Raw genomic sequence first — 24,545 nt, forward strand, 5'->3', positions numbered from 1 at the left:
CCCAACGCTGCCTGCCGCCATGCGCTACCGCCTTGCTGTCCTTGATATCGCCGGAACCACTGTTGCCGATCCGGGCCTGGTCGCGCAGGCCTTCGCCGACGCGATGGCCGCCGCCGGCCACGCCATCGAAGTGGAGGACGTGCGCCCACTGATGGGCTATCCCAAGCCGCAGGCGATCGCGCGGCTGCTGGGGGCCACGGTGGACGACCCGCGCGTGGTGCCGATCCACACCGACTTCGTGGCGCGCATGCTCGAGTGCTATCGCCATGCACCGGGCATTGCGCCGCTGCCGGGCGCCGAGGCGCTGTTCGACACGCTGCGCGCGCACGGCATCCGCATCGGCCTGGATACCGGGTTCTCGCGCGACATCGCCGAGGTGATCATCGAACGGCTCGGCTGGCACGATCGCATCGACGCGCTGGTGGCCAGCGATGAAGTGCCGTCGGGCCGCCCGGCGCCGTACATGATCCAGGCACTGATGCAGCGCACCGGTGTCGACGATGCTGCGACGGTGGTCAAGGTGGGTGACACCGAAGTCGACATCAACGAAGGGCGCAATGCCGGTGTCGGCCTGAACGTGGCGGTTACCACCGGCGCCTTCACCCGTGCCGAACTGCTGCCGCATGGGCCGGACCACATCATCGATCATCTCGACCGCCTGCCGGCGCTGCTTGGCCCGGCACGCTCCGGCACGGTCGCCGCTGCATGAACCGGGCATCGCTGTGGGCGCGCCTGCAGGGGCATCCGCTGGCGCTGACCGTGTTCGCCGGCAGCGCCGCGCTGTCCACCTACGCGTGCATGTATGCCTTCCGCAAACCGTTTGCGGCCGCCTCGTTCGACCACCAGCATCTGTTCGGCGCCGACTACAAGGTGTGGCTGGTGGTGGCGCAGGTGCTGGGCTACATGTGCAGCAAGTTCATCGGCGTACGGGTGATCGGCGAACTGCGCGCCGAGCGCCGTGCCAACCTGCTGCTGGGCCTGATAGGTATCTCGTGGCTGGCCCTGCTTGGCTTCGCACTGGTGCCGGCACCCTGGAACATCCCGTTCCTGTTCCTCAACGGCCTGCCCCTGGGCATGGTCTGGGGCCTGGTGTTCAGCTATCTGGAAGGGCGACGGACCACCGAAGCGATGGGCGCGATCCTCGCCTCCAGCTTCATCATGGCCTCCGGCGTGGTGAAGTCGGTCGGCAAGTGGCTGCTGCTGCAGGGCGTGAGCGAGTTCTGGATGCCCTTCCTGTGCGGCCTGCTGTTCCTGCCGCTGCTGCTGGTGTCGGTGCGCATGCTCGAACGCATTCCCGCCCCGGACGCCGCCGACCTGCGCGAGCGCTCGCCACGCCTGCCGATGGACCGTGCGCAGCGTCGTGCTTTCGTGCGCCGCTTCCTGCCGGGGCTGGCGCTGATGATCCTCTGCTACGTATGCCTGACCGTGGTCCGCGATTTCCGCGACAGCTTCGAAGCCGAGCTGTTCCGCGAGCTGGGCTACGGTGGCAGCGCCGGCGTGTTCGCCGCCATCGAAACGCCAGTGGCGTTCGCGGTGCTGGCACTGACTGCCGGCCTGACCTGGTTCCGCAACAACCTCAACGGCCTGATGGCATTGCACGTGCTGATGTTCATCGGCCTGGCCACCGCAGGATTGAGCACGCTGGCATTCCGCGAAGGCATGCTGCACCCGCTGGCATGGCTGGGGTTGGTGGGCTTCGGCCTGTATCTGGCCTACGTTCCCTTCAACTGCGTGTTCTTTGAGCGCCTGATCGCCACTTTCAAGGTGGCCGGCAACGTCGGCTTCGTGATGTACCTGGCCGATGCCTTCGGTTACCTCGGCAGCGTGCTGGTACTGCTCGGTCACGAGTTCTCCGGCCTGCAGCTGTCCTGGGTGCGCTTCTTCTCCAGTGCCGTGATCCATCTGTCGCTGCTGGGCGGTGCCTGCCTGCTGTTGTCCCTGCTGTACTTCCACCACAAGGCGTTGCGCCTGGCCCGCATGCCGGCACTCGCCTCCGTCTGAGTCCATCCCCCATGAAGAACACAACCGCCCTCGTGGTCGGTGCCGGCATCGTCGGTCTGGCCGTGGCCCGCGCACTGGCTGTCCGAGGCTGCAAGGTCACCGTGCTGGAGCGCCATGAACGCGCTGTCGGCGCCTCCATCCGCAACTTCGGCATGGTCTGGCCGATCGGCGTGCCCAATGGACCGCTGTATGAGCGCGCGCTGCGCTCGCGGCAGATCTGGCAGGAGCTGATCGACATTGCCGGCCTCTGGCACGATCCCAGCGGATCGATGCATGTCGCCCATGCCGACGACGAGTGGGCCGTGCTGCAGCAGTATGCGGCGGCCAATGCGCAGCTGCGCCCCTGCCGCCTGCTGGACCGCGACGCAGCACTGGCGAAGTCGCCAGCACTGGTTGCACGCGAACTGCGCGGCGCGCTGTTCAATGCCGACGAGCTGGTCGTCGATCCACGCCAGGCGATTCGTGCACTGCCGGATGTCCTGCGCGAGTGCCATGGTGTGCAGTTCCATTGGTGCACCCCCGTGACGGCGGTGGAGAGTGGTCGCGTGTGGTCCGGGAATCGCCAGTTCGAGGCCGACCAGGTCTTCGTCTGCAGCGGCCCGGAGTTCGAGCAGCTGTATCCGGAGTTGTACGCGGCAGCGCCATTGACCCGCTGCAAGCTGCAGATGCTGCGCCTGGCTGCGCAGCCATCCGGCTTCCGCCTGGGTGCCGCGCTGTGTGGTGGCCTGTCGCTGGTGCACTACGCCGGTTTCCGCGAGGCTGCGGACGTCGCCCCGTTGCAGGCACGCTACCAGGCCGAGCATGCCGACCTGATCGAACTGGGCATCCACGTGATGGCAGCGCAGAACGGTCTCGGTGAAGTCACCATCGGCGACTCGCATGCCTACGCGCACACGCACGACCCGTTCGATGAGCACGCCATCAACCAGAAGGTGCTCGACTACCTGGCCCGCTTCATGCAGGTGCCCGACGCGCGCATCGCACAGACCTGGCATGGCGTCTATCCCAAGCTGCTGGATGGCAGCAGCGAATTCGTCGCCGAGCCCGCCTCCGGCGTGACCATCGTCAACGCCATCGGCGGCGGTGGCCTGGGCATGACGCTCAGCTTCGGCCTGGCCGAAGAGCTGGTGGACGGCCGCTACAGCGCATTGCGCCGCGCGGCCTGAGGCTACACCTGCGGCGGGCGCAATGCCCGCTGCATCCCCTCTACGGATCGCTGCTGACCATCAGCTGCACCCAGTCGCCGGCGAAGCAGGTGATGCCGAACTGCACGGGTTGCCCCTGCGGATCGACATTCAGCGAGTGCACGCACAGCACCGGCCGGCGCGTCGATTGCCCGAGTACACGCGCGACGTCGGCATCGGGAAGGCGTGCCATTACCGTGGTGTGCCGGCGCAGGTAGTCGGTCACCCCGAATGCGGCCAGCGTGCGGGTGACCGACGGCGTCCGTGCGAACACGTCGCCCAGCCCCGGGAAGCGGGCGGCCGGGAAATAGGCCTCGCTGTGGTCCACCGTGCGGCCCTCCACCTGGCTGGAATACAGCACCCGATGCACGCGTTCGCCGGCCGGCAGGCCAAGCGCACGCGCCACCTGCCGGCTCGGCACCTGCACGCGGCAATCGAGCAGGGTGTAGTGGCTTTCCACGTTCAGGTCATGCATGGCACGGCCAAAGCGGGTGCGGCGGCTGATCGGGTAGTGGTAGGGATGCTCCTGCACGAAACTGCCGCGGCCGGTTTCAGTGCGCACGTAGCCGCGTTCTTCCAGAGCCTCGATCGCACGCCGAACGGTGTGGCGGTTGACCGCGAAGCGCTTGGCCAGCACCTGCGCCGAGGGCAGCTGGTCGCCTTCCACCAGCTGGCGCTCGCGGATCTGCCGCAACAGCGCCTGTTCGATCTGTTGCCACAGCGGCAGCGCCGAAGCGCGCGGCGCGGCGGTTGGCTCGGTCATGGTCATCAAACCTCCATCTGCGGCTGCTGGACTAGACAGGTGCACTGCACGTGCAGGCATATCAACGCGTTGCGGTTGCAGCGGCATGACACAGGTGACGGAATCCATGGGCGAACGCATCCTCGACAACCTGAAACTGGTGCTGGCCGAGGAGGTCGTGCACGGGCATGTGGTGCTGGACGGGCCGCGCATCCGTGCAGTGGGGCAGGGACGAGTGGGCCTGCCGGGCGCCGAAGACTGCGGTGGCGACTGGCTGCTGCCCGGGTTTGTCGAACTGCATACCGACAATCTCGAGAAGCATCTGGTACCGCGCCCGGGTGTGGCGTTCCCTGCAGCAGCAGCGGTGCAGGCGCACGATGCACAGCTGCTGGCCGCCGGCATCACCACCGCCTGTGACGCGCTGGCGGTGGGGGACGTGGAAGCCGACAGCGTGCGTGTGCGCAGCCTGCAGGCCGCCCATGCGGCGCTGGCCGAGGCGCGCCGTTCCGGCGGCCTGCGCAGTGACCACTACCTGCACCTGCGTGCCGAGCTGCCGTATCCCGGATTGCTGCCACTGCTGGAGCCACTGCTGGACGACCCGGCCGTGCGCCTGGTGTCGTTGACCGATCACACGCCCGGACAGCGCCAGTTCCGCAACCTGCAGCGCTACGCGGCCTACTACGGCCTGCCGGCCGACCCACGGACCGGCTATCTGGACGATCTGCTGCAGGCACGCCGTGAGCAGCAGGCACGCTTTCGCCCCACGCATCTGCAGCAGGTGCTGCGCTGGGTGCGCGAGCGTGGCCTGTGCCTGGCCAGCCATGACGACACCCTGGCGTCCGATGTGGACGAGGCACTGGCCTGCGGTGCGTGCATCTGCGAGTTCCCGACCACGCTCCAGGCCGCTGCGGCCGCGCGTGGGGCCGGCCTGACGATCGTCGCTGGCGCCCCCAACCTGGTGCTGGGGGGATCGCATTCCGGCAATGTGGCCGCGCTGGACCTGGCCCGGGCCGACTGTCTCGACGTGTTGTCCTCCGACTACGTGCCGGCCAGCCTGCTGCCGGCGCTGGGCGTGCTGTGCGCGCAGCTGGGCTGGAGCCTGCCACGGGCGGTGGCCACGGTCAGCCATGCGCCGGCACAGGCACTGGGGCTGCAGGATCGCGGCCGCATCGGCGACGGCCTGCGCGCCGATCTGCTTCGGGTGCGTGGATCCATACCGGACTACGTGGCCGAGGTATGGGTGGGCGGGCGTCGCCTGCTCGCCCAGTAGCCGCCGCCGCACGAACGCCTAGACAGCTGCCCCGACCTGGCTAGTCGCTGCCGCCAGCGCTTCACCGCGCTCATCGAAAGTGGCCGTCATCGCCGCTCCGCTGTGAGCGGTCCACTTTCCCTTGCCGCCACCATCGCCATGCCCACACTGCCTACGCGCCACCCGCTCACCCTGGGCCTGCTCGCCCTGCTGCATGCCCCGCTGGCCGTCCAGGCCGCCACTCCGGTTGCGACCGATAGCGCCCCCGCCCCTTCCGCCGTCGATCTGGATACCGTCACCGTGGTCGGCAGCATCGTCAGTGGCGAGAAGCAGGCGCTGGATGCACAGCGCGAAGCCAGCCACCTGATGAACGTGGTCAGCGCCGACGGCATCGGCAAGCTGCCCGACCACAACGCGGCCGAGGCGGTGCAGCGGGTGCCCGGTGTGTCGATCGAGCGTGACCAGGGCGAGGGCCGCTTCGTCGCGGTGCGTGGCCTGCCGGCGCAGTGGAGCTCGACCACCCTCAACGGTGACCGCCTGCCGACCGCCGAGGAGGAAACCACCAGCCGCGCCACCGCATTCGATTTCTTCCCGACCGAGCTGATCGAGCGCATCGAAGTCAGCAAGACGCTCACGCCCGATCGTGAGGGCGATGCCATCGGTGGCCAGGTCAACTTCGTCACCCGCACCGCACCGACGCGCCGCACCTTCGCCGCCAGTGTGGCTGGAAACTACAACGACAAGGCCGTCGATACCGGTACCAGCGCCAACGTGCTGTACGGTGACCGCAGTGCCGATGGCCGCTTTGGCTTCCTCATCAACGGCACCTACTGGAAGCGTCCGTGGGCCACCGACAACTTCGAGCCGCGCCGCAGTGCCGACGGCCAGGGCATCTACCGGCTTGAACTGCGCGACTACACCGGCGAGCGCACCACCCGCGGTGTCAATGGCGGCATGGAGTTCCTGCCGGCCGATGGCCACCGCCTGTACGTGCGTGGCCAGTATGGCGAGCTGAGCGACGACGAAACGCACTACAAGCATCGCTACCGCTTCGACAAGGACCGCGTCGAGCTGCAGAACATCCACAACGAGCTGATCACCAAGTTCAGGACCTTCGAATTCGGTGGCCAGCACACCTTCGGCCGCGGCCAGGTGGACTGGAGACTGGCCACTGCCGAGAACGACTTCCGCTATGGCTGCATTCCCACCTGCGCCGACAATGCCTACTTCGTGGTCCAGTTCAACCAGGGCAAGGTCGGCTACCAGGGCCTGCAGGACCGTGGCGTGGGTCGCAACTCCTACAACACCGTCGATGGCGGCAACGTTGCTGCCGATGCCCCGGACACCCACCTGCCGCCGGGTTTCACCATGGATCCGCGGAAGATGGCGCTGAGCGCGGTCGAGCTGTACCGGGTGGCGATCAACGAGAAGGACAAGGCGGTTGCGCAGCTGGACTTCAGTTTCGATGCCAGCGACACGCTGACCTGGAAGGTGGGTGCCAAGTACCGTGACAAGCAGCGCCGCGCGCGCTTCTCCGACGAGTTCTACGCCTGGAATACCGCAACCGGCGGGCCGGTGCCGACCCTGGCCGACTTCCCGTTGATGGATCAGCCCGGCCGCAGCGGCTATGACATCGGCAACGGCCGCGACTACGCCCGTGACTTCTCGCAGGTGGTGCCGATGCAGGCCCTGGCCGAGTGGTACCGGCAGAACAAGCAGCACCTGGTGCTGGTGCCGGGCGACTCGGCGCTGGTGGCCAACGGTGCGGCGCTGGGCCGCAACTTCGACCTGGCCGAAAAGCAGTACGCGACCTATGCGATGGCCACCTGGAAGCCGGACGAGCGCTGGGACGTAGTCGGCGGCGTACGCCTGGAACGCACCGCCACCGACGTGCGCGGGCTGGTGCTGGAGCGCGATGCCGATGGCAGCAGCGCGCTGGTACCCAACCTCGGTCGCAAGCGCTACACGTCGGTGTTGCCACAGCTCAACGTGCGCTTCTCGCCGCGCAGTGACCTCAACCTGCGGTTGGGCCTGACCCGCAGCTTTGCCCGCCCGAACTTCGGCGACATCAATCCCGGTGGCTCGTTCATGGAGGCCGATGGCACCTTCACCTCCGGCAACGCCGGCCTGGATCCGACCTATTCGGACAACCTGGACCTGATGGCCGAGTGGTACGCCGGCCCGCTGGGCCTGCTGTCCGGCGGCGTGTTCTACAAGAACATCAGCAATCCGGTGTTCCAGAGCAGCAGCACCGGCAACTTCAACGGCAATCCCAACGTCACCTTCTACCGGCCCGAGAACGGCGACGACGCCAAGCTGTGGGGCGCCGAGTTCGCCTTCGTGCGCCGCTTCGATTTCCTGCCTGGCCTGTGGAGCAACTTCGGCATCAACGCCAACCTGACCCTGATGGACTCGCGCATGCGCATCCCCGGGCGCAGCGGCGACGTGCCGATCACCGGCCAGGCCGACCGCCTGTACAACGTCACCGTGTACTACGACGACGGTGCCTTCGCGGCCCGCCTGGCGACCAACCACAAGGGTGCCTACATCGAATCGCATGGGGACAGCAGCACCACCGATGCCTGGTACGGTGCCAATACCTCGGTCGACTTCAGCGCGTCCTACACCTTCGATCGCTGGACCGTGTTCGCCGAGCTGGGCAATCTCACCAACGAACCTCTCAAGTACTACCAGGGCAGCCCGCAGCGCCCGCTGCAGGTGGAGTACTACGGTCGCCGCGCGCAGATCGGCCTGAAGTACCTGTTCCAGTGATCCGCAGTATCACCGCAGCAGCGTAACCGCCTGTCCTGCACGGGCAAACGCGGCTTCCAGCAACACGCTGGCCTTGATCGCCTCCACCTCGTTGAACAGCGCCTGCAATGCATCGGCCGGCCGCGAGGCCGGCGCCGCGACCGCCTGCTGGATCGCGGTGAAGCGGTCGGCCAGCACGCGGTGGCCGGGATGTGCCTGCGCCCAGGCGGCCAGCGGTTGGCGCACGCCGGCGGCGGCATCCAGGCGCTGCTGTTCAAACAGGATGACAGCTGCTGCCGACGTCCCGGCCCGTTCGATCGTGGCGTGGCGCAGTTCGCGGCTGTGGAACAGGTCGTAGGCCGCACCACGGCCGACTGCGATGCGCAGGCCTTCGCGGTCCATGTCGGCGACCCGGCGGGCAGGGCTGTCCTCGCGTACCAGGTAGGTGCCTTCGATTTCCACATAGGGGGCACTGAAGGCGATGCGGTCGGCCCGCGCCGGATCGATGGCCAGGAAGGCCAGGTCCCAGGCATCCGCGCTGGCGGCAGCAACCACCGATGCGGCCGCGTCGTGACAGCTGAAGCGGGCCTGCACGCCCATGCGCTGCGCCAGTGCCGTGGCCAGTTCCAGCGACGGGCCGCGCGGTGAGCGGGCATCGCCCTGCGCAAGGACCGGATTGCCCAGGTTGATTGCCACGCGCAGGAAGCCCAACGGTGCCAACGCACTCCGGTGATCGGCCAGGGACATGCAGGACTCCACGGGGCAGGGGGGATCCAGCATGCCAGTGCTGCCCTGCAAGGGGATGTCAGTATCCGGTTATCCTGCGGGCATGAACCCCATCCTGCACGTTGAGATACCGGTCAGTGACCTGGCCCGGGCCATCACGTTCTACCAGCAATGGCTGCAGGTGGTGGTGGAAAAGCCGATCCTGCTGCACGACTGCAGGATGGCCTGCCTTCCGTATGCCGACGAGGCGGCCGGCGCCAGCATGGCGCTGGTGCAGGGGACTGACTATCAGCCCTCCGAGCACGGTGCACGCATCTACATCGGGGTTGATGACCTGGACGCCAGCCTCGACCGCGCGCTGAAGGCGGGGGCCGAGCTGCGCTTTGGCCCGGCCGATGCCGGCGACTGGCGCGTGGCCGAGATCGCCGACAGCGAAGGCAACCGCATCGCGCTGCAGGCGCGCGCGCCGTTGTAGAGTCGAGCCCTGCTCGACTCCACACCTGCATCCGCTACACAGCCGCGGTACGCGAACGCTGCAGCCAGTCGTTGATCGCCGGATCCAGCCGTGGGTCGTCCGGCAACTGCATGCCGAAGCGCTGCTGCAACACCTCGCGCACGTCGCCAACATCATGCAGCGGGCGCCTGTCCGGTGCCTGGCCGGGGCGATACTCGGTGTAGTTGCCGCTGCCGATGGTGCGCCGCCAGTCCGGTCCGGTCAGCGACGCGCGCAGCTGGCCGGGGAAACTGGAATCGGGATGGGTGCACACGTACCAGTTGCCCACCACGTTGTCGATCGGCGCTGGCGCGTGCAGGTCGAAGCGATACATCGCCCGCCAGCCATCGCCGGACTCGGCGGACAGCACGAAATCGCCCTCATCGGGCAGGCGCTGCAGCAGGTAGCGCTCGTGTGGCGTGGGCTGTGGCTGCGGGTCGCGCAGGCGTAGCGGTACGGTGGGGGTCAGGCTGCCGAACCCGGCATCCACCAGCCAGTCATCGCCGTCCACCCGCACGCGCAGCAGCAGGTGGGTACGTGCGGTCACTTCGTCGTCCTGGGCGGCCAGCAGCACCCGCGCGCTCAACGGCTGCGCATCGAAGCCCAATGCCTGCAGCAGCGCCAGCAGGCCGCCATTGAGTTCGAAGCAGTAACCGCCACGGCGGTCGTCCAGCAGCTTGCGCTGCACGCTGTCCAGGTCGATCGGCACCGCATCGCGCAACAGGCAGCTGAGGGTCTCGAACGGCAGCAGTGCGTTGTGACGCTGCTGCAGCAGGGTCAGGCCAGCCAGCGTCAGCGGTGGTGGTGCATCCAGCTGCAGGCGCTGCAGGTAGCGGGGGACATCGAGCGTCGTCATGCGGGCACCAGGCGGGGGAGGGAGGTCCACTGTGCTCCCCCAACCGGGGTTGAGGTCAAGCACGGCTCTGGTGTCATCCCCCCGTCGCCTGTGCCGGGTACAAAGGCCGCGTCCGCCAGCAAACAGCGGGGCAGAACCAGAAACGCCCTAAAGTTGCTCCAGATCCAGCCGATACAGGTGCGTCCTTCCGTCTGGAGCCTGTCATGTCGGCCGTTGTCCCCCACCTCCGGTCCCTGCGCACGCGGCTTGCCGCGCTGCGCTCGGCATCCCCCGGCCTGCTGCTGTGGCTGCAACCGCACCGGCTGAGCGTGGCCAACAAGCTCAAAGCGACCCTGTGGGTCTGTGGCCTGGGCCTGATCGCGATCGCCGTCGTCTATGCCTGGACCGGCCATGCCAGCACGCAGGCTGCACGCAGCCAGGCCAGCTACCAGCGCGGCAGCGATCTGGCCGCGAGCCTGGCCACGCGGGTGGCCGAGGCGCGCCGCCTGCAGACCCAGTATGCGCGCAGTTTCGACGATGCCGACCGCGCGCAGTTGCTGGCGGCGCAGAAGGCGCTGCAGATCGATCTGCAGGCGCTGCGCGCGATGCCGATGGATGCCGGCCGGCGCAAAGCGCTGCAGGCGCTGACCGAAGCCGCCGACGCGTTCTCGCAGGGGGTGGCCGCGCTGTTCGAGCGCGTCGATGAGATGGGGCGTGGTGACGCCGGCCTCGCCGCGCAGCTGCAGCAGGCTGCCGACACCCTGCAGGCGCAGGTGGATGCGCTGCAGCGGCCGATGTTGGCGTTGTCCCTGCAGAAGATGCGGAGGCAGGAGGCGCTGCTGCTGCTTGATGGCGATTCCACCCACGCCGACCGCGCCAGTGAGGAGAAACTGCCATTCGACCTGGCACTGGCGGGGTTGCCCGCCGATGTGCAGGACACCCTGCGCAGCGGAATGGAGGGTTACCAGACCGCGCTGCTGGGCTACACCGCCGCGCGTGTCGGGCTGGACGTGGAAGCGCAGTCGTTGCTGGATACCGCCGCCGGCGTGGCACCGGCGCTGGCCGCATTCCAGCAGGCGCAGGTGGCGGCGCTGGCCAGTGCACAGGCGCGCCAGCAGGCCGGGGCGCGCACCATGAGCGTGCTGTTCGCACTTACCCTGATGCTGGTTGCCGGTGTACTGATCACCAGCCTGGTGCTGGTCCTGCGCGCGGTACGCCAGCCGATCCAGGACACCCTGCGTTTCGCCAGCGACATCGCCGACGATCGCCTGGATACCACCCTGCGCGTCTACAACGCCAATGATGAGATCGGCCAGCTGGCCCAGCGCCTGGTCGACATGCAGCAGCGCCTGCGCGCGCGTATCGAGACCGAACGTGCGGTGGCGCGCGGCAACACCCGCGTGCGCCAGGCATTGGACAGCGCGCAGACCGGCCTGATGGTGATCGATGCCGAGGGCCAGGTGGCGTATGCCAATCCGGCGCTGCTGCAGCAACTCGAACGCCAGGTCGACGACCTGGTGGGCAGCGATGCAGTGCACCTGCATCCGGCGCTGGGCAGCCTGTCCAGCGTGCGCCAGCGCGAGGAGCGCGAGATCGGTCATGCGGGCGTGCGCTACCAGCTGATCGCCAACGCCATCATCGACGAAGGCCAGTTCCTTGGCGTGGCGGTGGAATGGCGCAGCCGTGCGCTGGAAACCCTGCTGGAAACCGAAGTGGCCGCGCTGGTCGATGCCGCCGCGCACGGTGACCTGCACGGGCGTATCGCACTGGAGGGCAAGCAGGGCTTCGTGCGCACGCTGTCGACCAGCATCAACCGGTTGCTGGCCACGTTTGAAACCAACCTCGGCGACCTGCAGGCGCTGCTGGCGGCACTGGCCCGCGGTGACCTCAGCGTGCGCATGGAAGGTGAGCTGCAAGGGGTGTTCGCGCGCATGCGCGACGATGCCAATGCCACCGTGGCGCAGCTGGGCCGCATTGTCACCCGCATCCAGCAGGCCACGTCGAGCCTCGATACCGGTGTCGGTGAGATCGTTGCCGGCCATCACGATCTGTCACAGCGCACCGAGCAGCAGGCCGCCAACCTGGAAGAGACCGCGGCGTCGATGCATGAGCTGACCGACACCGTCGGCCGCAATGCGGATGCGGCGGGGCGTGCCGACGCGCTGGTCAAGGGGGCCGCGGCGGTGGCGCAGCGTGGCGGCGAGGCCGTCGGCCAGGTGGTGGCGACCATGCATGGCATCAGTGAGGCGTCGCGGCGGATTGGTGACATCACCCAGCTGATCGATGGCATCGCTTTCCAGACCAACATCCTTGCGCTCAATGCGGCCGTGGAGGCGGCTCGCGCGGGCGAGCAGGGCCGCAGCTTTGCCGTGGTGGCTGCCGAAGTGCGCCTGCTGGCCCAGCGCAGTGCCGAGGCGGCCAGGCAGATCAAGGGCCTGATCGAGGATTCGGTCGCCCGTGTCGGCCAAGGCAACCAGCAGGCAGAACAGGCAGGGACCACGATGGGCGAGATCGTCGGAAGCGTGCAGCAGCTTGCCGATCTGCTGGCAGGCATCCGCAGTGCATCGCAGGACCAGCATGCCGGCATCGCGCAGGTGAACCAGACCATCGTGCAGATGGAAGCCAGTACCCAGCGCAACGCCAGCCTGGTGGAAGAGGCCGGTGCCTCGACCGCACAGATGCAGGCGCAGGTGCATGCACTGGCCGAAGCGGTGGGTGCGTTCCGTTTGCAGCCGATGTCACAGGCAGCACGAGCGGCGGCCTGATCCTGCTCCGGTAGTGCCGGCCGCTGGCCGGCACCTCCATGATCATGCCGGCCGCTGGCCGGCACTACCGGCGTGGCTCAATACACGTCGCGACGGTAGCGCCCGTTCTCCAGCAGCGTTTCCACTGCCTCATCGCCGAGTGTTTCACGCAGCACCTGGTCCACGCCTTCGGCCATGCCCAGCAGCGAACCGCAGACGTGGATCACCGCCCCGCGCTGCATCCAGTCGCGCAGGGTATCGGCAGCCGCACGCAGGCGATCCTGCACATAGCCACCGTCGCCATCACGCGAGAACGCCTGGTCCACCCGTGCAAGATGACCCTCGGCCTGCCAGGCCTCGATCTCGTCGGCGAACAGGAAGTCGTGCGCACGTTGGCGTTCACCAAACAGCAGCCAGTGCCCGTGCTCTCCCGCATGGGCGGCTTCGCGCAGCAGGCTGCGCAGGCCGGCAATGCCGGTGCCGTTGCCGATCAATACCATCGGTGCTGCACCGACACGATGGAAGCGGGGATTGCGGTGCACACGGGCAACGATGTCGGCACCGATCGGGGCATGCATCGACAGCCAGCCCGAGCCGAGCCCGGCGCGACCGGAGGTGTCATGCACCAGGCGCACCACCAGCTCCACCACGCCGTCATCCGTGCAGGAGGCGATGGAGTACTCGCGCCCCGGCAGCAACGGCAGCCCGGCCAGCCACAGGCATGCATCCTGTACCGCCAGGGCAGCATCGGCATCGGGCAGCTCGCGTTCGCTGGCCAGCGCCAACAGCGTGCGCGGCTGGCCGTCGATCAGCAGCGGCTGCAGGGGATCCAGCCCATGGGCCTTCAGCACCGCACTGGCGTGCCGCGCGTTGTGGCGGGGCGCGACGTGCAGGATATCGCCCGCCTGCCATTGCGCATTGGCTGGTGCAGCAAGACGGATGTGCCAGATCGGGCCGCCGATGCTGCCAGGATTGAGGCGCTCGCGACCGAGCAGGCGCCACTCGTGCATCTGCGTGGCGACCGGCAGCACGCTGTCATCGGTGGTGATGCCGGTCAGCGCGCCCAGCTGCTGCTGCCACTGGCGCAGCGCCGGTACCGCAGCGGCATCGACATCGATGCGCTCGAACAGCGCATGCGCGCCGTTGCTGATCAGCCAGCCATCGACCTGGCGGCCAAAGCCGCAGTAATGGGGGTACTGGCGGTCACCCAGGGCGAGCAGGCCGAACTGCAGGCCCGACAGGTCGGGTGCCTGTGCCAGCATTCGCCGTGCGGCGCCCCGCGCCGTATCCGGGGGTTCGCCATCGCCAAAGGTACTCAGCACGAACAGGGCTTGCGTGGTACGCGCCAGCTGCGCGGCATCGACCCGGGCCAGTGGCAGCACCTGCACCGCATGTCCGGCGGCCTGCAGCTGTGCGGCGGCACGCCAGGCCAATTGCTCGCCCAGCCCGCTCTGGCTCGCGTGCACTACCAGCCACGCTGCGTGGCCATCAGCGGCGGACGCAATCGGCAGCGACTGGCGCAGCCCGCGCGCGGCGCGCTGGCTGCGGCGGCGGTCGAGGTACAGCATCCAGCCGGTGATGAAGAACAGGCTCATGCCCAGGCTGCTGAGCATCACAACCACGCGCCCCGGCACCCCGAAATAGCTGCCCGAATGCAGAGCGAACACGCTGGTGGCCAGTTGCCCGCCGGCGCCCTGGCGCGCATACGGGCGCGAGTCGAGGATGGCACCGGTGCCGGGGTCCAGCTGCAGCAGATCATGCGCGCGGTCATGGTGGCCACTGCGCTGTGACGGATCACCGGCCATCACCCGCACGTTGAGTACCTGGCCGGGCTTTTCGGGCAGGCGCAGGTCGATGAAGCCGGTGCGCACACCGGGCAGGGCGTACAGCGTGGTCTCGATGCGGCGCAGGTCAAGCGCCGCATCAGCGGCGACCTTGTGTCTGGCGGCGGGCGCGACGCCCAGCAGAGTATTGGCGGCGCTGCGGTACCAGTCGAACGACCACCACAGGCCGGTCAGTGCACTCATCAGGTAGATCAGCAGTACCCAGGTGCCGACCACCGAGTGCAGGCTCCACAGGAAGCCACGACCGCTGCGTTTCCACTCCACTGCCAGCCAGCTGCGCCAGTGCCACCAGCGTCGCGGCCAGCGCAGGTAGAGCCCGGACAGGGTGAAGAACAGCAGGGCGATGGCACAGCTGCCGGTGATCCACTTGCCGCGTTCGCCAGCGGCAAGATGGCGATGCAGGTCCTCGACGAAGTCGAAGAACGCCTGCCCGCGCAGGGCGCTGAAGCGCTCACCACTGTACGGATCGAAGTACACCCAGTTTTCCTTGCCACCGGCAAAGCGCGCCACCGACGGCCGCTGTCCGGTGGCATCGACGCGCAGGCGTTGCAGGGGGCGCTCGCTGCCGGCCTGCAGCAGCGGCACCAGCTCACTGAGCGCAAGGGGATGCTGCCCGTCGGCATGGTGCTCGGCGATCTCGGCGAAGCCGGGATTGGCGGCGCGCAGCAGCTCGTCCTCGAAGGACAACATGGCGCCGCTGAGGCCCATCACGGCCAGTACCGCACCGGCGGTGATGCCCAGCAGCCAGTGCAGTTGGAACAGGACGTTCTTGAACATCGAAGGAGGAGGGCCCGGAAGGCTGCCGCTCGCATCCTGCGCAACAGCAAATGAGAATTAGTCGCGGGAATTCTCCGTGGCGGACGGGCTACGGTCAAGGAGGGTCTTGTTGCAGGGCTTTGCAGCCCTGCACCCGCTGCAAGCCGGAGCAACGTCAACGTCAAAAGCTGGCTTTCCGTGGATTGGCGGGGTGGGTCCGGTTGAGGGGGACGCTGCAAGTACGTCCCTGTAAGCTCGGTCGCCGCATTCATGCGGCTCACGCCCCCTCGACCGGACCCACCCCGCCTTCGACAGTTTCCTACGATCTGTCGGAAATACTCTTGGGGTCAGATCCATTTTCCTGCGGAAAACGGATCTGACCCCGGAATTTCATTCGATATCTGATAGGTGTGTCGACCAAGGTCGACATCTACCAACAGCCATCGGAATCTGTCAGAGGTGGGGCGGTGTCGGAGTGCGGGGTGTCAGCCCCGCCAACCCACGGAATGCCCGCTGTTGCTGTTGCTTCGGCCGTTGCTTCCGAGGTTGCCGGCCAGCGGCCGGCACTACCGCGGGTGCAGGGTGCAACCCTGCCGCACCCTCACTTCACCCAGCTCTCGATCTCGCCGTGGGCGAACGGTCCCAGCTTCGTTTTCAGCATGCGCCCCTGTGCATCGAACAGCACGCTGTAGGGCAACAGGCCCTGCGCATTGCCCAGCTGCACGCTCGCGTCGCGCGGCCCCGGTGTCTCGATCACGATCGGGTAATCCACCGGCACCTGCTGCAAGAAGCGGCGCACGTCTTCCGGGGTATCCAGCGCCAGGCCCAGCACCTGCACACCGTCCTCGCCCTGCACGTGTGCGAAACGCGCCAATTCGGGCATTTCCTCCACGCAGGGCGCGCACCAGCTGGCCCAGACATTGATCAGCAACGGGCGGCCGGCGAAGCGCTGGCGCAGGTCCAGGGGCTGGCCTTCAAGATCGGGCAGCGACAATGCGGGCAGGCCGTCGCCGACCTGCAGGGCCGGCGGCGCAGCCGCGACAGCAGGCGCCGCTGGCACGGCCTCAGGCGCCACCGGCGCCGGAGCCAATCGATGCCCGGCCCACAGGCCCAGGCCGGCGGCCAGCACCGCTGTCCACAGCAGCGCTGGCCGTTGCCACTTCATCGTGCGGTGCGCAGCAGCGCTTCCTCGACCACCGCCTGGGTCAGCAGGGTCGGCAGCACGGTTGGTGGCGCGCCGGGGCCGTACACCACGTACAGCGGCACGCCCACGGCCTTGTGCTCTTCCAGGAACGTGGTGATCTGCGGGTCGACATTGGTGTAGTCACCACGCATGTACACCGCGTTGGTGCGCTTGAGCAGTTCCTTGAACTCCGGCCGCGACAGCACGGCACGTTCATTGGCCTTGCAGCTCACGCACCAGTCGGCGGTCATGTTGACGAACACCACGCGGTTGTCGGCGCGCAGGCGGTCCAGCAACTGCGGTGAATACTCGACGACGTTCTCGCTGGCGGCCTGTGCGGCCCGCGCGGGCGGTGCCAGCTGGGTCACGCCCCAGGCAGGAACCAGCGCACCGATTGCCAGCAGCACGCCGAGCAGGGTCACCGCGCGCGAGCCGGTCCAGCGGTTGCGCTCGAACAGCCACAGGCCGAAGGCGAGCAGCAGCAGGCCACCCAGCACCAGCGCCATGCCGTCCACGCCGCGCTGCTTGCCCAGCACCCACAGCAGCCACAGCGCGGTGGCATACATCGGGAAGGCCAGCACATGCTTGAGCGTTTCCATCCACGGGCCGGGCTTGGGCAGGCGGCGTGCCAGCGCCGGCACGAAGCCGATCAGCAGGAACGGCAGTGCCAGCCCCAGGCCGAGGAACAGGAACACGGTCATCGCCTTCAGCGGCGGGGCAATGAACGCGTAGGCGATCGCGCCGCCCATGAACGGGCCGACACAGGCACTGCCGACCAGGCAGGCCAGCGCACCGGTGAAGAAATCACCGGCCGGGCCGCTGCGGCTGGCCAGCGACTGGCCGAGGTTGCCGATGCCACCGCCGAGGGTGAACACGCCGGACAGGCTCAGGCCCACCGCAAACATGATGTACGCCAGCGCCGCCACCACGCCCGGGTGCTGCAGCTGGAAGCCGATGCCGACGGCGTTGCCGATCGCACGCAGGCCCACCATCAGCGCGCCGATCACCGCGAACGCCACCAGCACGCCCAGCGTGTACCAGAGTGCGTGGCTGCGCGCCCGCTCAGGGCTTTCGCCACTCTGGGCCAGGCTCAGCACCTTCAGCGACAGGATCGGCAGCACGCAGGGCATCAGGTTCAGCACCAGGCCACCGGCCAACGCCAGCAGAAGCACCCAGACGAACGAACGGTCCGGGTTCGGAGTGCTCGCCGGCGGGCGCGTGCGCAGCGCGTTGTCACCCCGCGCGTCGGCGGCGAACTCATTGCCTGCACCTTCACTTCCGGCCGTGGCCGGGGCGGCAGCGCCGTTGTTGGGCACGGTCGGCAGCAGGCGCAGCGGTGCGCCGTCGGCGGAGGCACGCGGCGCGGCGGCAGCGCGCAGCGGGTTGATCACTTCGTCGCGCACTGGCGCCTGGCTGGCGCTGGCGCTGATCCTGCCGGCTGGAATCGACAGCTTCACCCGGCGGGTCATCGGCGGGTAGCAGATGCCATCGGTCTGGCAGCCCTGGAAGGTCACCACCAGCGTGCTGTCGACCGCATCAGTGACGGTGCGGCGCAGCGGCAGCGGCACTTCCACCTGGTTGAAGTACACCGAGACATCGCCGAAGTGCTCGTCGCGATGCGACTGCGCGGCCGGCCAGCGCGGCTTGTCGGCCAGCACGCCGGCGCTGCCTTCCAGCTTCAGCGAGGTGCGGTCGCGATACAGGTAATAGCCGGGTGCCGGGCTGAAGCGCAGCAGCAGGGTGTTGCCGTCGCTGGCGATGGCATCGAAGCCGAACGCCTGTTCCGACGGCAGCGGCAGTGCCTGGCTGTTGTTGGCCGCGCCCGGCAGGCGCAGGCCACCGCTGTTGCCGGCACCGGCCAGCGGGTTGTTGAACGGGCTCGCCGCACCGGTACGCGCGGCAGGCGCCGCGGACGCCGCACCGGCGCCCGGCAGGGTGACCTGCACCACGCGCTTCTGCGGCGGATAGCAGACACCGGCATCGGCGCAGCCCTGGTAACGCACTTCCACGCTGATGGTGCCGGCGGCCTCGGTCGGCGTGCCGGGCAGGGTGGCCTGCAGGCGCTCGCGATAGGTCTCGACCTCGCCGAAGAAATCGTCGTGGTGCTTGTCGCCCTTGGGCATCTGCAGCGTGCCGGCGTTGAAGGCCGGGTCGGCCTTGACGCTGGTGCGGTGGCGATAGAGGTAATAGCCCGGCGCGATCTTGAACTGCAGTTGCACCTGGCCCCGTTCGGGGGCACTGGCGGTCAGCGCGAACGCCTGGTCCACCGGCAACAGGTCCTTCTCATCCAGCGCGAAGGCCGGCAGCGAGAGCCACAACAGGGCGCACAAGGCGGCGCCGCGCGCAAACAGAGTCTTCAATCAGTGTCCTCCCGGGTCTGTGCCCGGATCCAGTCCAGATACGCCGGCAGGCCGGCCCGGGTTTCGACCGCGATGCACTCCGGGAGTTCATACGGATGCAGTTCGACGATCCGGGCAATTGCGTCATCGACGCGGCTCGCGGTGGTTTTCACCAGCAGCTGCAGCTCGGCGTCGGTGGTCACCTCGCCCTGCCAGCGGTAGGTCGACTGCGCGCCATCGAGGCGGGTCACGCACGCTGCCAGGCGCTCGCCGACCAACGCGTGCGCGATGCGCTCGGCACTGGCCCGGTCCGGGCAGGTGGTCAACAGCAGCAGGACGGGATCGACGGTCGACATGACCGTCGAGTATAGGGCCGCCGCCGGGTCAGGGCCCGGCGGCGGCAATGGACCGCTGCGTTGCGCGGTCAGTTGGCCAGCTGGCAGGTGGCCGGCTTGGCCGAGGTGAACAGGGCCGGGGTTGCCCACTCGGGGTGGTCGATGAACGGGTTGCGGTTGCCCTGGAAGCTGTAGACCACGTCATTGCGCGCACGCTCGGCATCATCCGGCGGATCGGACAGGTGCCAGTCGATCAGGGTCGACAGCAGGCCCATGTAGGCCGGCGAGCTGCTGGTCTTGACGATCTTGCTGCGGTCGTCGGTCAGCTCCAGGTCCGGCTCGGACTGGCCGGTGGCCGCATCCTTGCCGCCTTCGTAGCGGATCGCCATGTACATCACCGCACGCGCCATGTCGCCCTTGCGCTTGCCCCACACCTCGAACGTGCCGGTGTTGCCGTCCGGCGTGCGCACCCAGTTGGAGTTGCCCGGATAGCCGCCGCTGCCGCCACCCTGGCCGTTGTTGGCCTCGGTGGCGCGCTCGCCACAGTTGGCGTCGCACTTGCCGAACGGCTTGTTGCCGCGGTCGGCGTTCCACTGCGCGTCGGTCAGGTACAGCATGTGGGTGTCGGTGTACGGCGCGTATGGCAGGCCCTTGTCACCGGTGGTGGTGGCAAAGCCCAGCGAGTTCGGCCAGGTGTGCTCGCGGTTGTACTTCAGGCCACTGCCGCTGCCGGCGCGATCGGTCACCTTGGCGTAGCTGCGGTTGCGATACGCGTCGAGGATCCTGCCGGAATTGTTCGGGTCCTCGTCGGCGATTTCCAGGATGGTCCAGGTGCTGGTGCCCGAGCCACTGTAGGGGTAGGCGGTATGGCCCTTGATGGTGGCGTGCAGCGAGCAGCGCAGCTGGCTGGGGCTGCTGGTGTTGACCCTGGAGTAGTAGCCGGCCGGCACGCCCGGGTTGCCCGGGTCCGGATTGCCGCCGGTGCTGGCCACGGTGAAGGCGATACGGCTGTCGGCGGCCGGATGCGCGCCCTGCAGGTCGGTGATGCGCGCGGCGCGGATGTCGAAGCGGCAGGCTTCGCCGGCCACCAGCGCGGTGTTGGTGGACAGCTTCACGCTGCGGCCGCTGGCCGGGAAAGTCAGCGGCACGCTGCCGGAGGTGCCGCAGCTCAGGGCGAAGGCGCCACTGGCCAGGTTCACCGTCTCGCTGAACACCACTTCCAGGTCGGCGGCGGCCGGGAAGGTGCTGCTGCCCTGCGCCGGGGTGGTGGTGGATACCGACGGCGGCGTGTTCGGGCCCGGGGTGCCGCCACCGCTGAAGGTCTGGCCGTTGTTGCAGCTGCCAAAGGTCTGCCTGGCCGATTCGGCCCAGGTGAAGTGGGCGTACTGGCTGCCGCTGCCGGTCAGCTGCAGTGAGGTGCCCGGCGCCGTGCTGTTGGTCTCGGCCACCGGGATGTTCTGGCTGGTCATGCCGGCGGCAGGGCCGCCGGCGGCGGTGATGGCGCCCTCGTAGCTGAGGAACTGGACCACCTTGCCGCTGGCATCGACCAGGGCGATGCCGTCGTTCGGGCCGTTCTGGATGCCGTTGGTTGGGTAGTTGACTACGGCGATGGTCGCGCTGCCGCAGCCGGCAGCGGTACCGGCCGGGACCGGATTGTTGGCGTAGACCACGGCCGCCGAGGCGTTGGCCCCGTTGTACAGGTACAGGCGGTAGCCGGACAGGTCCTCACCGGCGGTGGCCACGACCTCGATCGCTTCGCCGACGTCACCGGCGGCGGTGCTGTCGTCGTAGTGCAGTTCATTGATGAAGACCTCGGCCTGGGCCGGCGCAGCGGCCAGGGCCAGCAGGCAGGCGGCGGCAAGCGGGGACAGCAATCGCATCGACTACTCCTTGTGATTGGGAATGCGCGGCCGAGCCTAAGGCCGATCCAGTGACACTTTGTCGTAAATGAACGTCAGATATCTGACAGTGCGACGGGAGTCACCAAATGTCGAGGGTTTGGGACCCGGAGTTGTCGCGTTGCACCGGCACGCATGCCTTCACGCAGGGCGGGGATCCGCGTTGTCCCCGGCGGCAAAAATTTTTCCTCGACCGGCCTTGAAAGGTCCGGTGGCAGCTCCATCTCTGTCCTGCTCCCGATTCATCGGGCTTTTTCGCGAGCAATGCTGGCAGTCACCTGGGGTGAGTGCTAACATCGCCAGACTTTTTCAGACCAATCAATAACTTAAGAGGTCTCTCATGAGCATCAAGCCGCTGCACGACCGCGTTGTGGTCAAGCCGATCGAAGCCGACGAAATCTCCGCCGGTGGCATCGTCATTCCGGATTCGGCCAAGGAAAAGTCCACCAAGGGTGAAGTCGTGGCCGTCGGCCCGGGCAAGCCGCTGGACAACGGCAGCGTGCGCGCTCCGTCGCTGAAGGTCGGCGACAAGGTCATCTACGGCCAGTACGCCGGCAGCTCGTACAAGAGCGAAGGCGTCGAGTACAAGGTCCTGCGCGAAGACGACGTGCTCGCCGTCATCGGCTGAGCCCCGGCGCGACCTGTTTCAACCTGATCCCCAAATCCCAGCCGCCGGGCATCGTCCGGCGCTACCAATGAGGTAAATGCAATGGCTGCCAAGGATATCCGTTTCGGTGAAGACGCCCGTTCGCGCATGGTGCGCGGCGTCAACGTTCTCGCCAATGCCGTCAAGGCCACCCTGGGCCCGAAGGGCCGCAACGTCGTGCTGGAAAAGAGCTTCGGCGCTCCGACCATCACCAAGGACGGCGTCTCCGTCGCCAAGGAAATCGAACTGGCTGACAAGTTCGAGAACATGGGCGCGCAGATGGTGAAGGAAGTTGCCTCGCGCACCAACGACGACGCCGGCGACGGCACCACCACCGCCACCGTGCTGGCCCAGGCCCTGATCCGCGAAGGTGCCAAGGCAGTTGCCGCCGGCATGAACCCGATGGATCTGAAGCGCGGCATCGACAAGGCCGTCGTGGCCGCCGTTGCCGAACTGAAGAGCATCTCCAAGCCGACCGCCGACGACAAGGCGATTGCCCAGGTCGGTACCATCTCGGCCAACTCGGACGAGTCGATCGGCCAGATCATCGCTGACGCGATGAAGGAAGTCGGCAAGGAAGGCGTGATCACCGTTGAGGAAGGCTCGGGCCTGGACAACGAGCTGGACGTGGTCAAGGGCATGCAGTTCGACCGCGGCTACCTGTCCCCGTACTTCATCAACAACCAGCAGTCGCAGACCGCTGACCTGGATGACCCGTTCATCCTGCTGCACGACAAGAAGATCTCCAACGTCCGTGACCTGCTGCCGGTGCTGGAAGGCGTCGCCAAGGCCGGCAAGCCGCTGCTGATCGTCGCCGAGGAAGTCGAAGGCGAAGCGCTGGCGACCCTGGTGGTCAACACCATCCGTGGCATCGTCAAGGTCGTGGCCGTCAAGGCTCCGGGCTTCGGCGACCGTCGCAAGGCGATGCTGGAAGACATGGCCGTGCTGACCGGCGGCACCGTGATCTCCGAAGAAGTTGGCCTGTCGCTGGAAAAGGCCACCATCAAGGACCTGGGCCGCGCCAAGAAGGTGCAGGTTTCCAAGGAAAACACCACCATCATCGATGGCGTGGGTGACAAGGCTGCCGTCGATGCACGCGTCGGCCAGATCAAGACCCAGATCCAGGACACCTCCTCCGATTACGATCGCGAGAAGCTGCAGGAACGCGTGGCCAAGCTGGCCGGCGGCGTTGCCGTGATCAAGGTCGGCGCTTCGACCGAAATCGAAATGAAGGAAAAGAAGGATCGCGTCGACGACGCCCTGCACGCTACCCGTGCAGCCGTTGAAGAAGGCGTGGTCCCGGGCGGCGGCGTTGCCCTGGTCCGTGCGGTCACCGCGCTGGCCGGCCTGAAGGGCGCCAACGAAGACCAGAACCACGGCATCCAGATCGCTCTGCGCGCGATGGAAGCCCCGCTGCGCGAGATCGTCGCCAACGCCGGTGAAGAGCCGTCGGTCATCATCAACAAGGTCAAGGAAGGCACCGGCAGCTTCGGCTACAACGCCGCCACCGGTGAGTTCGGCGACATGCTGCAGTTCGGCATCCTGGACCCGACCAAGGTGACCCGTTCGGCCCTGCAGAACGCCGCCTCGATCGCTGGCCTGATGATCACCACCGAAGCCATGGTTGCCGAAGCTCCGAAGAAGGACGAGCCGGCCATGGGTGGCGCTGGTGGCATGGGCGGCATGGGTGGCATGGGCGGCATGGACTTCTAAGTCCACGCCCCCGGCGGTAGTTGCCGACCTTGGTCGGCACGCCGTCCCGATGTAAAGAAGAACCCCGCCGCAAGGCGGGGTTTTTCGTTGCGCGCTTCCCGCGTCCGCCGGGAAGCCAGGCCCGACGCTATCGGCCTTGCCTGCTGGCCGGGTTCTGCATCAGGCTGGCAGCGTGGTGAACCCACGCTGCGGATTGATTCCGGTCACAAGGATGGTCATGCCCCTGTTCCGACCTGCATTTGTATTCCCGTTGGTGCTGCCGTTGGCTGCCTGTGCGCAGAGCGAGACACCACGCAACATGTCGCCAACACAGACCAACGAGCAGGGCTGCACGCGACAGCGCAGCATCGGGCCGCAGGATCCGTATGCCAACTCTGCGCCGCTCAAGCAGGCCTGTGTTGGCCCGTATCTGCTGGAACTGCCACAGAACTACTACAGCACCCAGATGGGCCCGCAGCATGACGGGAGCTTCCGCCTGGCGCTGGAGTATCCCTCGCTGCAACCGTTCAAGCCGGGCGAGCGGATGAATCTCAGTGCCGACGTGTCCGTGCGAACGGTGAGTGTCAGTTACGCGTACATCGACCGGATCGATGTGCGGCGGGCGTTGCGCAATCTCTACACACCGCTGGACTACGAGCGTGATGACCCATCAGCATCGCTGGAGGGGCGCATCAAGGGAGGCATCATCCACGGCCTCGAACCCTACTACGTCGATATGGGAAGGGTCCGGGCCTACTACCAGGCCAAGGGATATCGCGCAGACGCGCCCGTGATGAAGCCGGTGCCATGGCACGCCGATTGGTTTGTTTCGCGCGATGCCTCCGGTGCGATCGACCAGATCATCAAGTGCACGCCCAGGGAGGTTGCCGAATCGGGCGTCGAGTACCGTGATGGAAAGATGGTCAAGAAGCATGTGCTCGGCTTTGCGGAGTGCACGCAGGATTTCATGATCGAGGACATGAGTACGCTTGTCGGTGTCAGGTACCCTCGCGAGGGGATGCAGCACTGGAAGCAGATCGCGGAGCGTGCGCGCACTGTGTTCGTTGAGCATGTTCGGGACACGCGCAGGGCAAAGCCGTAGCACGCCGCTGGAGCGATGTTGTTGA

The 24,545-nt window shown here is 67.5% G+C and carries 18 protein-coding genes; 10 read left to right on the forward strand and 8 right to left on the reverse strand.

Annotated elements, in window-relative coordinates; all coding sequences use genetic code 11:
- Positions 1-19: 19 nt before the first annotated feature.
- From B9Y64_RS20385 to B9Y64_RS20395, 3 genes are read left to right on the forward strand one after another with little or no spacing between them, the layout of a single operon-like run.
- Positions 20-709, forward strand: a complete 690-nt coding sequence (locus B9Y64_RS20385) for an HAD-IA family hydrolase (RefSeq protein WP_100442195.1) — start codon at positions 20-22, stop codon at positions 707-709.
- On the forward strand, positions 706-2,001 hold the full coding sequence (locus B9Y64_RS20390; protein ID WP_100442196.1) for a DUF5690 family protein: 1,296 nt from the start codon (positions 706-708) through the stop codon (positions 1,999-2,001). The genes B9Y64_RS20385 and B9Y64_RS20390 overlap by 4 nt, the downstream gene beginning before the upstream one ends.
- A gap of 11 nt (positions 2,002-2,012) precedes the next feature.
- Positions 2,013-3,167, forward strand: coding sequence for a TIGR03364 family FAD-dependent oxidoreductase (locus B9Y64_RS20395; protein WP_238379948.1), 1,155 nt, complete (start codon positions 2,013-2,015; stop codon positions 3,165-3,167).
- A gap of 40 nt (positions 3,168-3,207) precedes the next feature.
- On the opposite strand, the gene phnF is transcribed toward B9Y64_RS20395, so the two are convergent.
- Positions 3,208-3,948: a phosphonate metabolism transcriptional regulator PhnF gene (gene phnF / locus B9Y64_RS20400; RefSeq protein ID WP_157804548.1), complete on the reverse strand. Its 741-nt coding sequence runs from the start codon at positions 3,946-3,948 to the stop codon at positions 3,208-3,210.
- Between the two features lie 106 nt (positions 3,949-4,054).
- Between phnF and B9Y64_RS20405 the strand changes: the two genes are divergently transcribed.
- Both B9Y64_RS20405 and B9Y64_RS20410 read left to right on the forward strand, forming a co-directional pair.
- The gene (locus B9Y64_RS20405; RefSeq protein ID WP_100442197.1) at positions 4,055-5,197 is read left to right on the forward strand and encodes an alpha-D-ribose 1-methylphosphonate 5-triphosphate diphosphatase; all 1,143 of its coding nucleotides are present in this window, start codon (positions 4,055-4,057) and stop codon (positions 5,195-5,197) included.
- Between the two features lie 138 nt (positions 5,198-5,335).
- Entirely contained in the window at positions 5,336-7,948 is a 2,613-nt protein-coding gene (locus B9Y64_RS20410) for a TonB-dependent receptor (protein ID WP_100442198.1), read from the forward strand.
- 9 nt (positions 7,949-7,957) lie between these two features.
- On the opposite strand, the gene B9Y64_RS20415 is transcribed toward B9Y64_RS20410, so the two are convergent.
- Complete coding sequence (locus B9Y64_RS20415; protein WP_100442199.1) at positions 7,958-8,674, reverse strand: transporter substrate-binding domain-containing protein; 717 nt, start codon at positions 8,672-8,674, stop codon at positions 7,958-7,960.
- Between the two features lie 82 nt (positions 8,675-8,756).
- Here B9Y64_RS20415 and B9Y64_RS20420 point away from each other — a divergent pair, with 82 nt between their 5' ends.
- Positions 8,757-9,128: a VOC family protein gene (locus B9Y64_RS20420; protein WP_100442200.1), complete on the forward strand. Its 372-nt coding sequence runs from the start codon at positions 8,757-8,759 to the stop codon at positions 9,126-9,128.
- A gap of 34 nt (positions 9,129-9,162) precedes the next feature.
- Here the strand turns inward: B9Y64_RS20420 and B9Y64_RS20425 are convergent, their stop codons facing one another.
- Entirely contained in the window at positions 9,163-10,002 is an 840-nt protein-coding gene (locus B9Y64_RS20425) for an arylamine N-acetyltransferase family protein (RefSeq protein WP_100442201.1), read from the reverse strand.
- Positions 10,003-10,205: 203 nt separating this feature from the next.
- Between B9Y64_RS20425 and B9Y64_RS20430 the strand changes: the two genes are divergently transcribed.
- Positions 10,206-12,746: a methyl-accepting chemotaxis protein gene (locus B9Y64_RS20430; protein WP_100442202.1), complete on the forward strand. Its 2,541-nt coding sequence runs from the start codon at positions 10,206-10,208 to the stop codon at positions 12,744-12,746.
- Positions 12,747-12,823: 77 nt separating this feature from the next.
- On the opposite strand, the gene B9Y64_RS20435 is transcribed toward B9Y64_RS20430, so the two are convergent.
- The 5 genes from B9Y64_RS20435 to B9Y64_RS20455 form a co-directional block, all read right to left on the reverse strand.
- Positions 12,824-15,346 (reverse strand): PepSY domain-containing protein, encoded by a 2,523-nt coding sequence (locus B9Y64_RS20435; RefSeq protein ID WP_100442203.1) that lies wholly within the window; start codon positions 15,344-15,346, stop codon positions 12,824-12,826.
- Positions 15,347-15,926: 580 nt separating this feature from the next.
- Positions 15,927-16,490, reverse strand: a complete 564-nt coding sequence (locus B9Y64_RS20440) for a TlpA family protein disulfide reductase (RefSeq protein WP_100442204.1) — start codon at positions 16,488-16,490, stop codon at positions 15,927-15,929.
- Positions 16,487-18,868, reverse strand: a complete 2,382-nt coding sequence (locus B9Y64_RS20445; protein ID WP_100442205.1) for a protein-disulfide reductase DsbD family protein — start codon at positions 18,866-18,868, stop codon at positions 16,487-16,489. The genes B9Y64_RS20440 and B9Y64_RS20445 overlap by 4 nt, the downstream gene beginning before the upstream one ends.
- Positions 18,865-19,203 carry a divalent-cation tolerance protein CutA gene (gene cutA / locus B9Y64_RS20450; protein ID WP_010481118.1) on the reverse strand — a complete coding sequence of 113 codons (339 nt, stop codon included), beginning with the start codon at positions 19,201-19,203 and terminating at the stop codon, positions 18,865-18,867. Before cutA ends, B9Y64_RS20445 begins: the two co-directional genes overlap by 4 nt.
- A 68-nt stretch (positions 19,204-19,271) precedes the next feature.
- A complete protein-coding gene (locus tag B9Y64_RS20455; RefSeq protein WP_100442206.1) occupies positions 19,272-21,062 on the reverse strand; it encodes an endonuclease in 1,791 nt (596 codons plus the stop codon).
- Positions 21,063-21,420: 358 nt separating this feature from the next.
- On the opposite strand from B9Y64_RS20455, the gene B9Y64_RS20460 reads away from it, so the two are divergent.
- The 3 genes from B9Y64_RS20460 (at position 21,421) to B9Y64_RS20470 (ending at position 24,520) form a co-directional block, all read left to right on the forward strand.
- Positions 21,421-21,708 (forward strand): co-chaperone GroES, encoded by a 288-nt coding sequence (locus B9Y64_RS20460; protein ID WP_006396661.1) that lies wholly within the window; start codon positions 21,421-21,423, stop codon positions 21,706-21,708.
- A gap of 81 nt (positions 21,709-21,789) precedes the next feature.
- A complete protein-coding gene (groL, locus tag B9Y64_RS20465; protein WP_075676061.1) occupies positions 21,790-23,439 on the forward strand; it encodes a chaperonin GroEL in 1,650 nt (549 codons plus the stop codon).
- Positions 23,440-23,656: 217 nt separating this feature from the next.
- Positions 23,657-24,520: a hypothetical protein gene (locus B9Y64_RS20470; protein ID WP_238379949.1), complete on the forward strand. Its 864-nt coding sequence runs from the start codon at positions 23,657-23,659 to the stop codon at positions 24,518-24,520.
- Positions 24,521-24,545: the final 25 nt, after the last annotated feature.

Source organism: Stenotrophomonas maltophilia, assembly GCF_002799245.1.
Taxonomy (GTDB): Bacteria; Pseudomonadota; Gammaproteobacteria; order Xanthomonadales; family Xanthomonadaceae; genus Stenotrophomonas; species Stenotrophomonas maltophilia_S.

What these genes read in the sequence shown, in the direction of transcription:
- phnF (WP_157804548.1), bottom strand. Translation starts at nt 3,948, where the DNA reads ATGACCGAGCCAACCGCCGCGCCGCGCGCTTCGGCGCTGCCGCTGTGG.
- B9Y64_RS20440 (WP_100442204.1), bottom strand. Translation starts at nt 16,490, where the DNA reads ATGAAGTGGCAACGGCCAGCGCTGCTGTGGACAGCGGTGCTGGCCGCC.
- cutA (WP_010481118.1), bottom strand. Translation starts at nt 19,203, where the DNA reads ATGTCGACCGTCGATCCCGTCCTGCTGCTGTTGACCACCTGCCCGGAC.
- B9Y64_RS20435 (WP_100442203.1), bottom strand. Translation starts at nt 15,346, where the DNA reads ATGTTCAAGAACGTCCTGTTCCAACTGCACTGGCTGCTGGGCATCACC.
- groL (WP_075676061.1), top strand. Translation starts at nt 21,790, where the DNA reads ATGGCTGCCAAGGATATCCGTTTCGGTGAAGACGCCCGTTCGCGCATG.
- B9Y64_RS20415 (WP_100442199.1), bottom strand. Translation starts at nt 8,674, where the DNA reads ATGTCCCTGGCCGATCACCGGAGTGCGTTGGCACCGTTGGGCTTCCTG.
- B9Y64_RS20470 (WP_238379949.1), top strand. Translation starts at nt 23,657, where the DNA reads ATGCCCCTGTTCCGACCTGCATTTGTATTCCCGTTGGTGCTGCCGTTG.
- B9Y64_RS20410 (WP_100442198.1), top strand. Translation starts at nt 5,336, where the DNA reads ATGCCCACACTGCCTACGCGCCACCCGCTCACCCTGGGCCTGCTCGCC.
- B9Y64_RS20420 (WP_100442200.1), top strand. Translation starts at nt 8,757, where the DNA reads ATGAACCCCATCCTGCACGTTGAGATACCGGTCAGTGACCTGGCCCGG.
- B9Y64_RS20385 (WP_100442195.1), top strand. Translation starts at nt 20, where the DNA reads ATGCGCTACCGCCTTGCTGTCCTTGATATCGCCGGAACCACTGTTGCC.
- B9Y64_RS20425 (WP_100442201.1), bottom strand. Translation starts at nt 10,002, where the DNA reads ATGACGACGCTCGATGTCCCCCGCTACCTGCAGCGCCTGCAGCTGGAT.
- B9Y64_RS20395 (WP_238379948.1), top strand. Translation starts at nt 2,013, where the DNA reads ATGAAGAACACAACCGCCCTCGTGGTCGGTGCCGGCATCGTCGGTCTG.
- B9Y64_RS20455 (WP_100442206.1), bottom strand. Translation starts at nt 21,062, where the DNA reads ATGCGATTGCTGTCCCCGCTTGCCGCCGCCTGCCTGCTGGCCCTGGCC.
- B9Y64_RS20390 (WP_100442196.1), top strand. Translation starts at nt 706, where the DNA reads ATGAACCGGGCATCGCTGTGGGCGCGCCTGCAGGGGCATCCGCTGGCG.
- B9Y64_RS20460 (WP_006396661.1), top strand. Translation starts at nt 21,421, where the DNA reads ATGAGCATCAAGCCGCTGCACGACCGCGTTGTGGTCAAGCCGATCGAA.
- B9Y64_RS20430 (WP_100442202.1), top strand. Translation starts at nt 10,206, where the DNA reads ATGTCGGCCGTTGTCCCCCACCTCCGGTCCCTGCGCACGCGGCTTGCC.
- B9Y64_RS20405 (WP_100442197.1), top strand. Translation starts at nt 4,055, where the DNA reads ATGGGCGAACGCATCCTCGACAACCTGAAACTGGTGCTGGCCGAGGAG.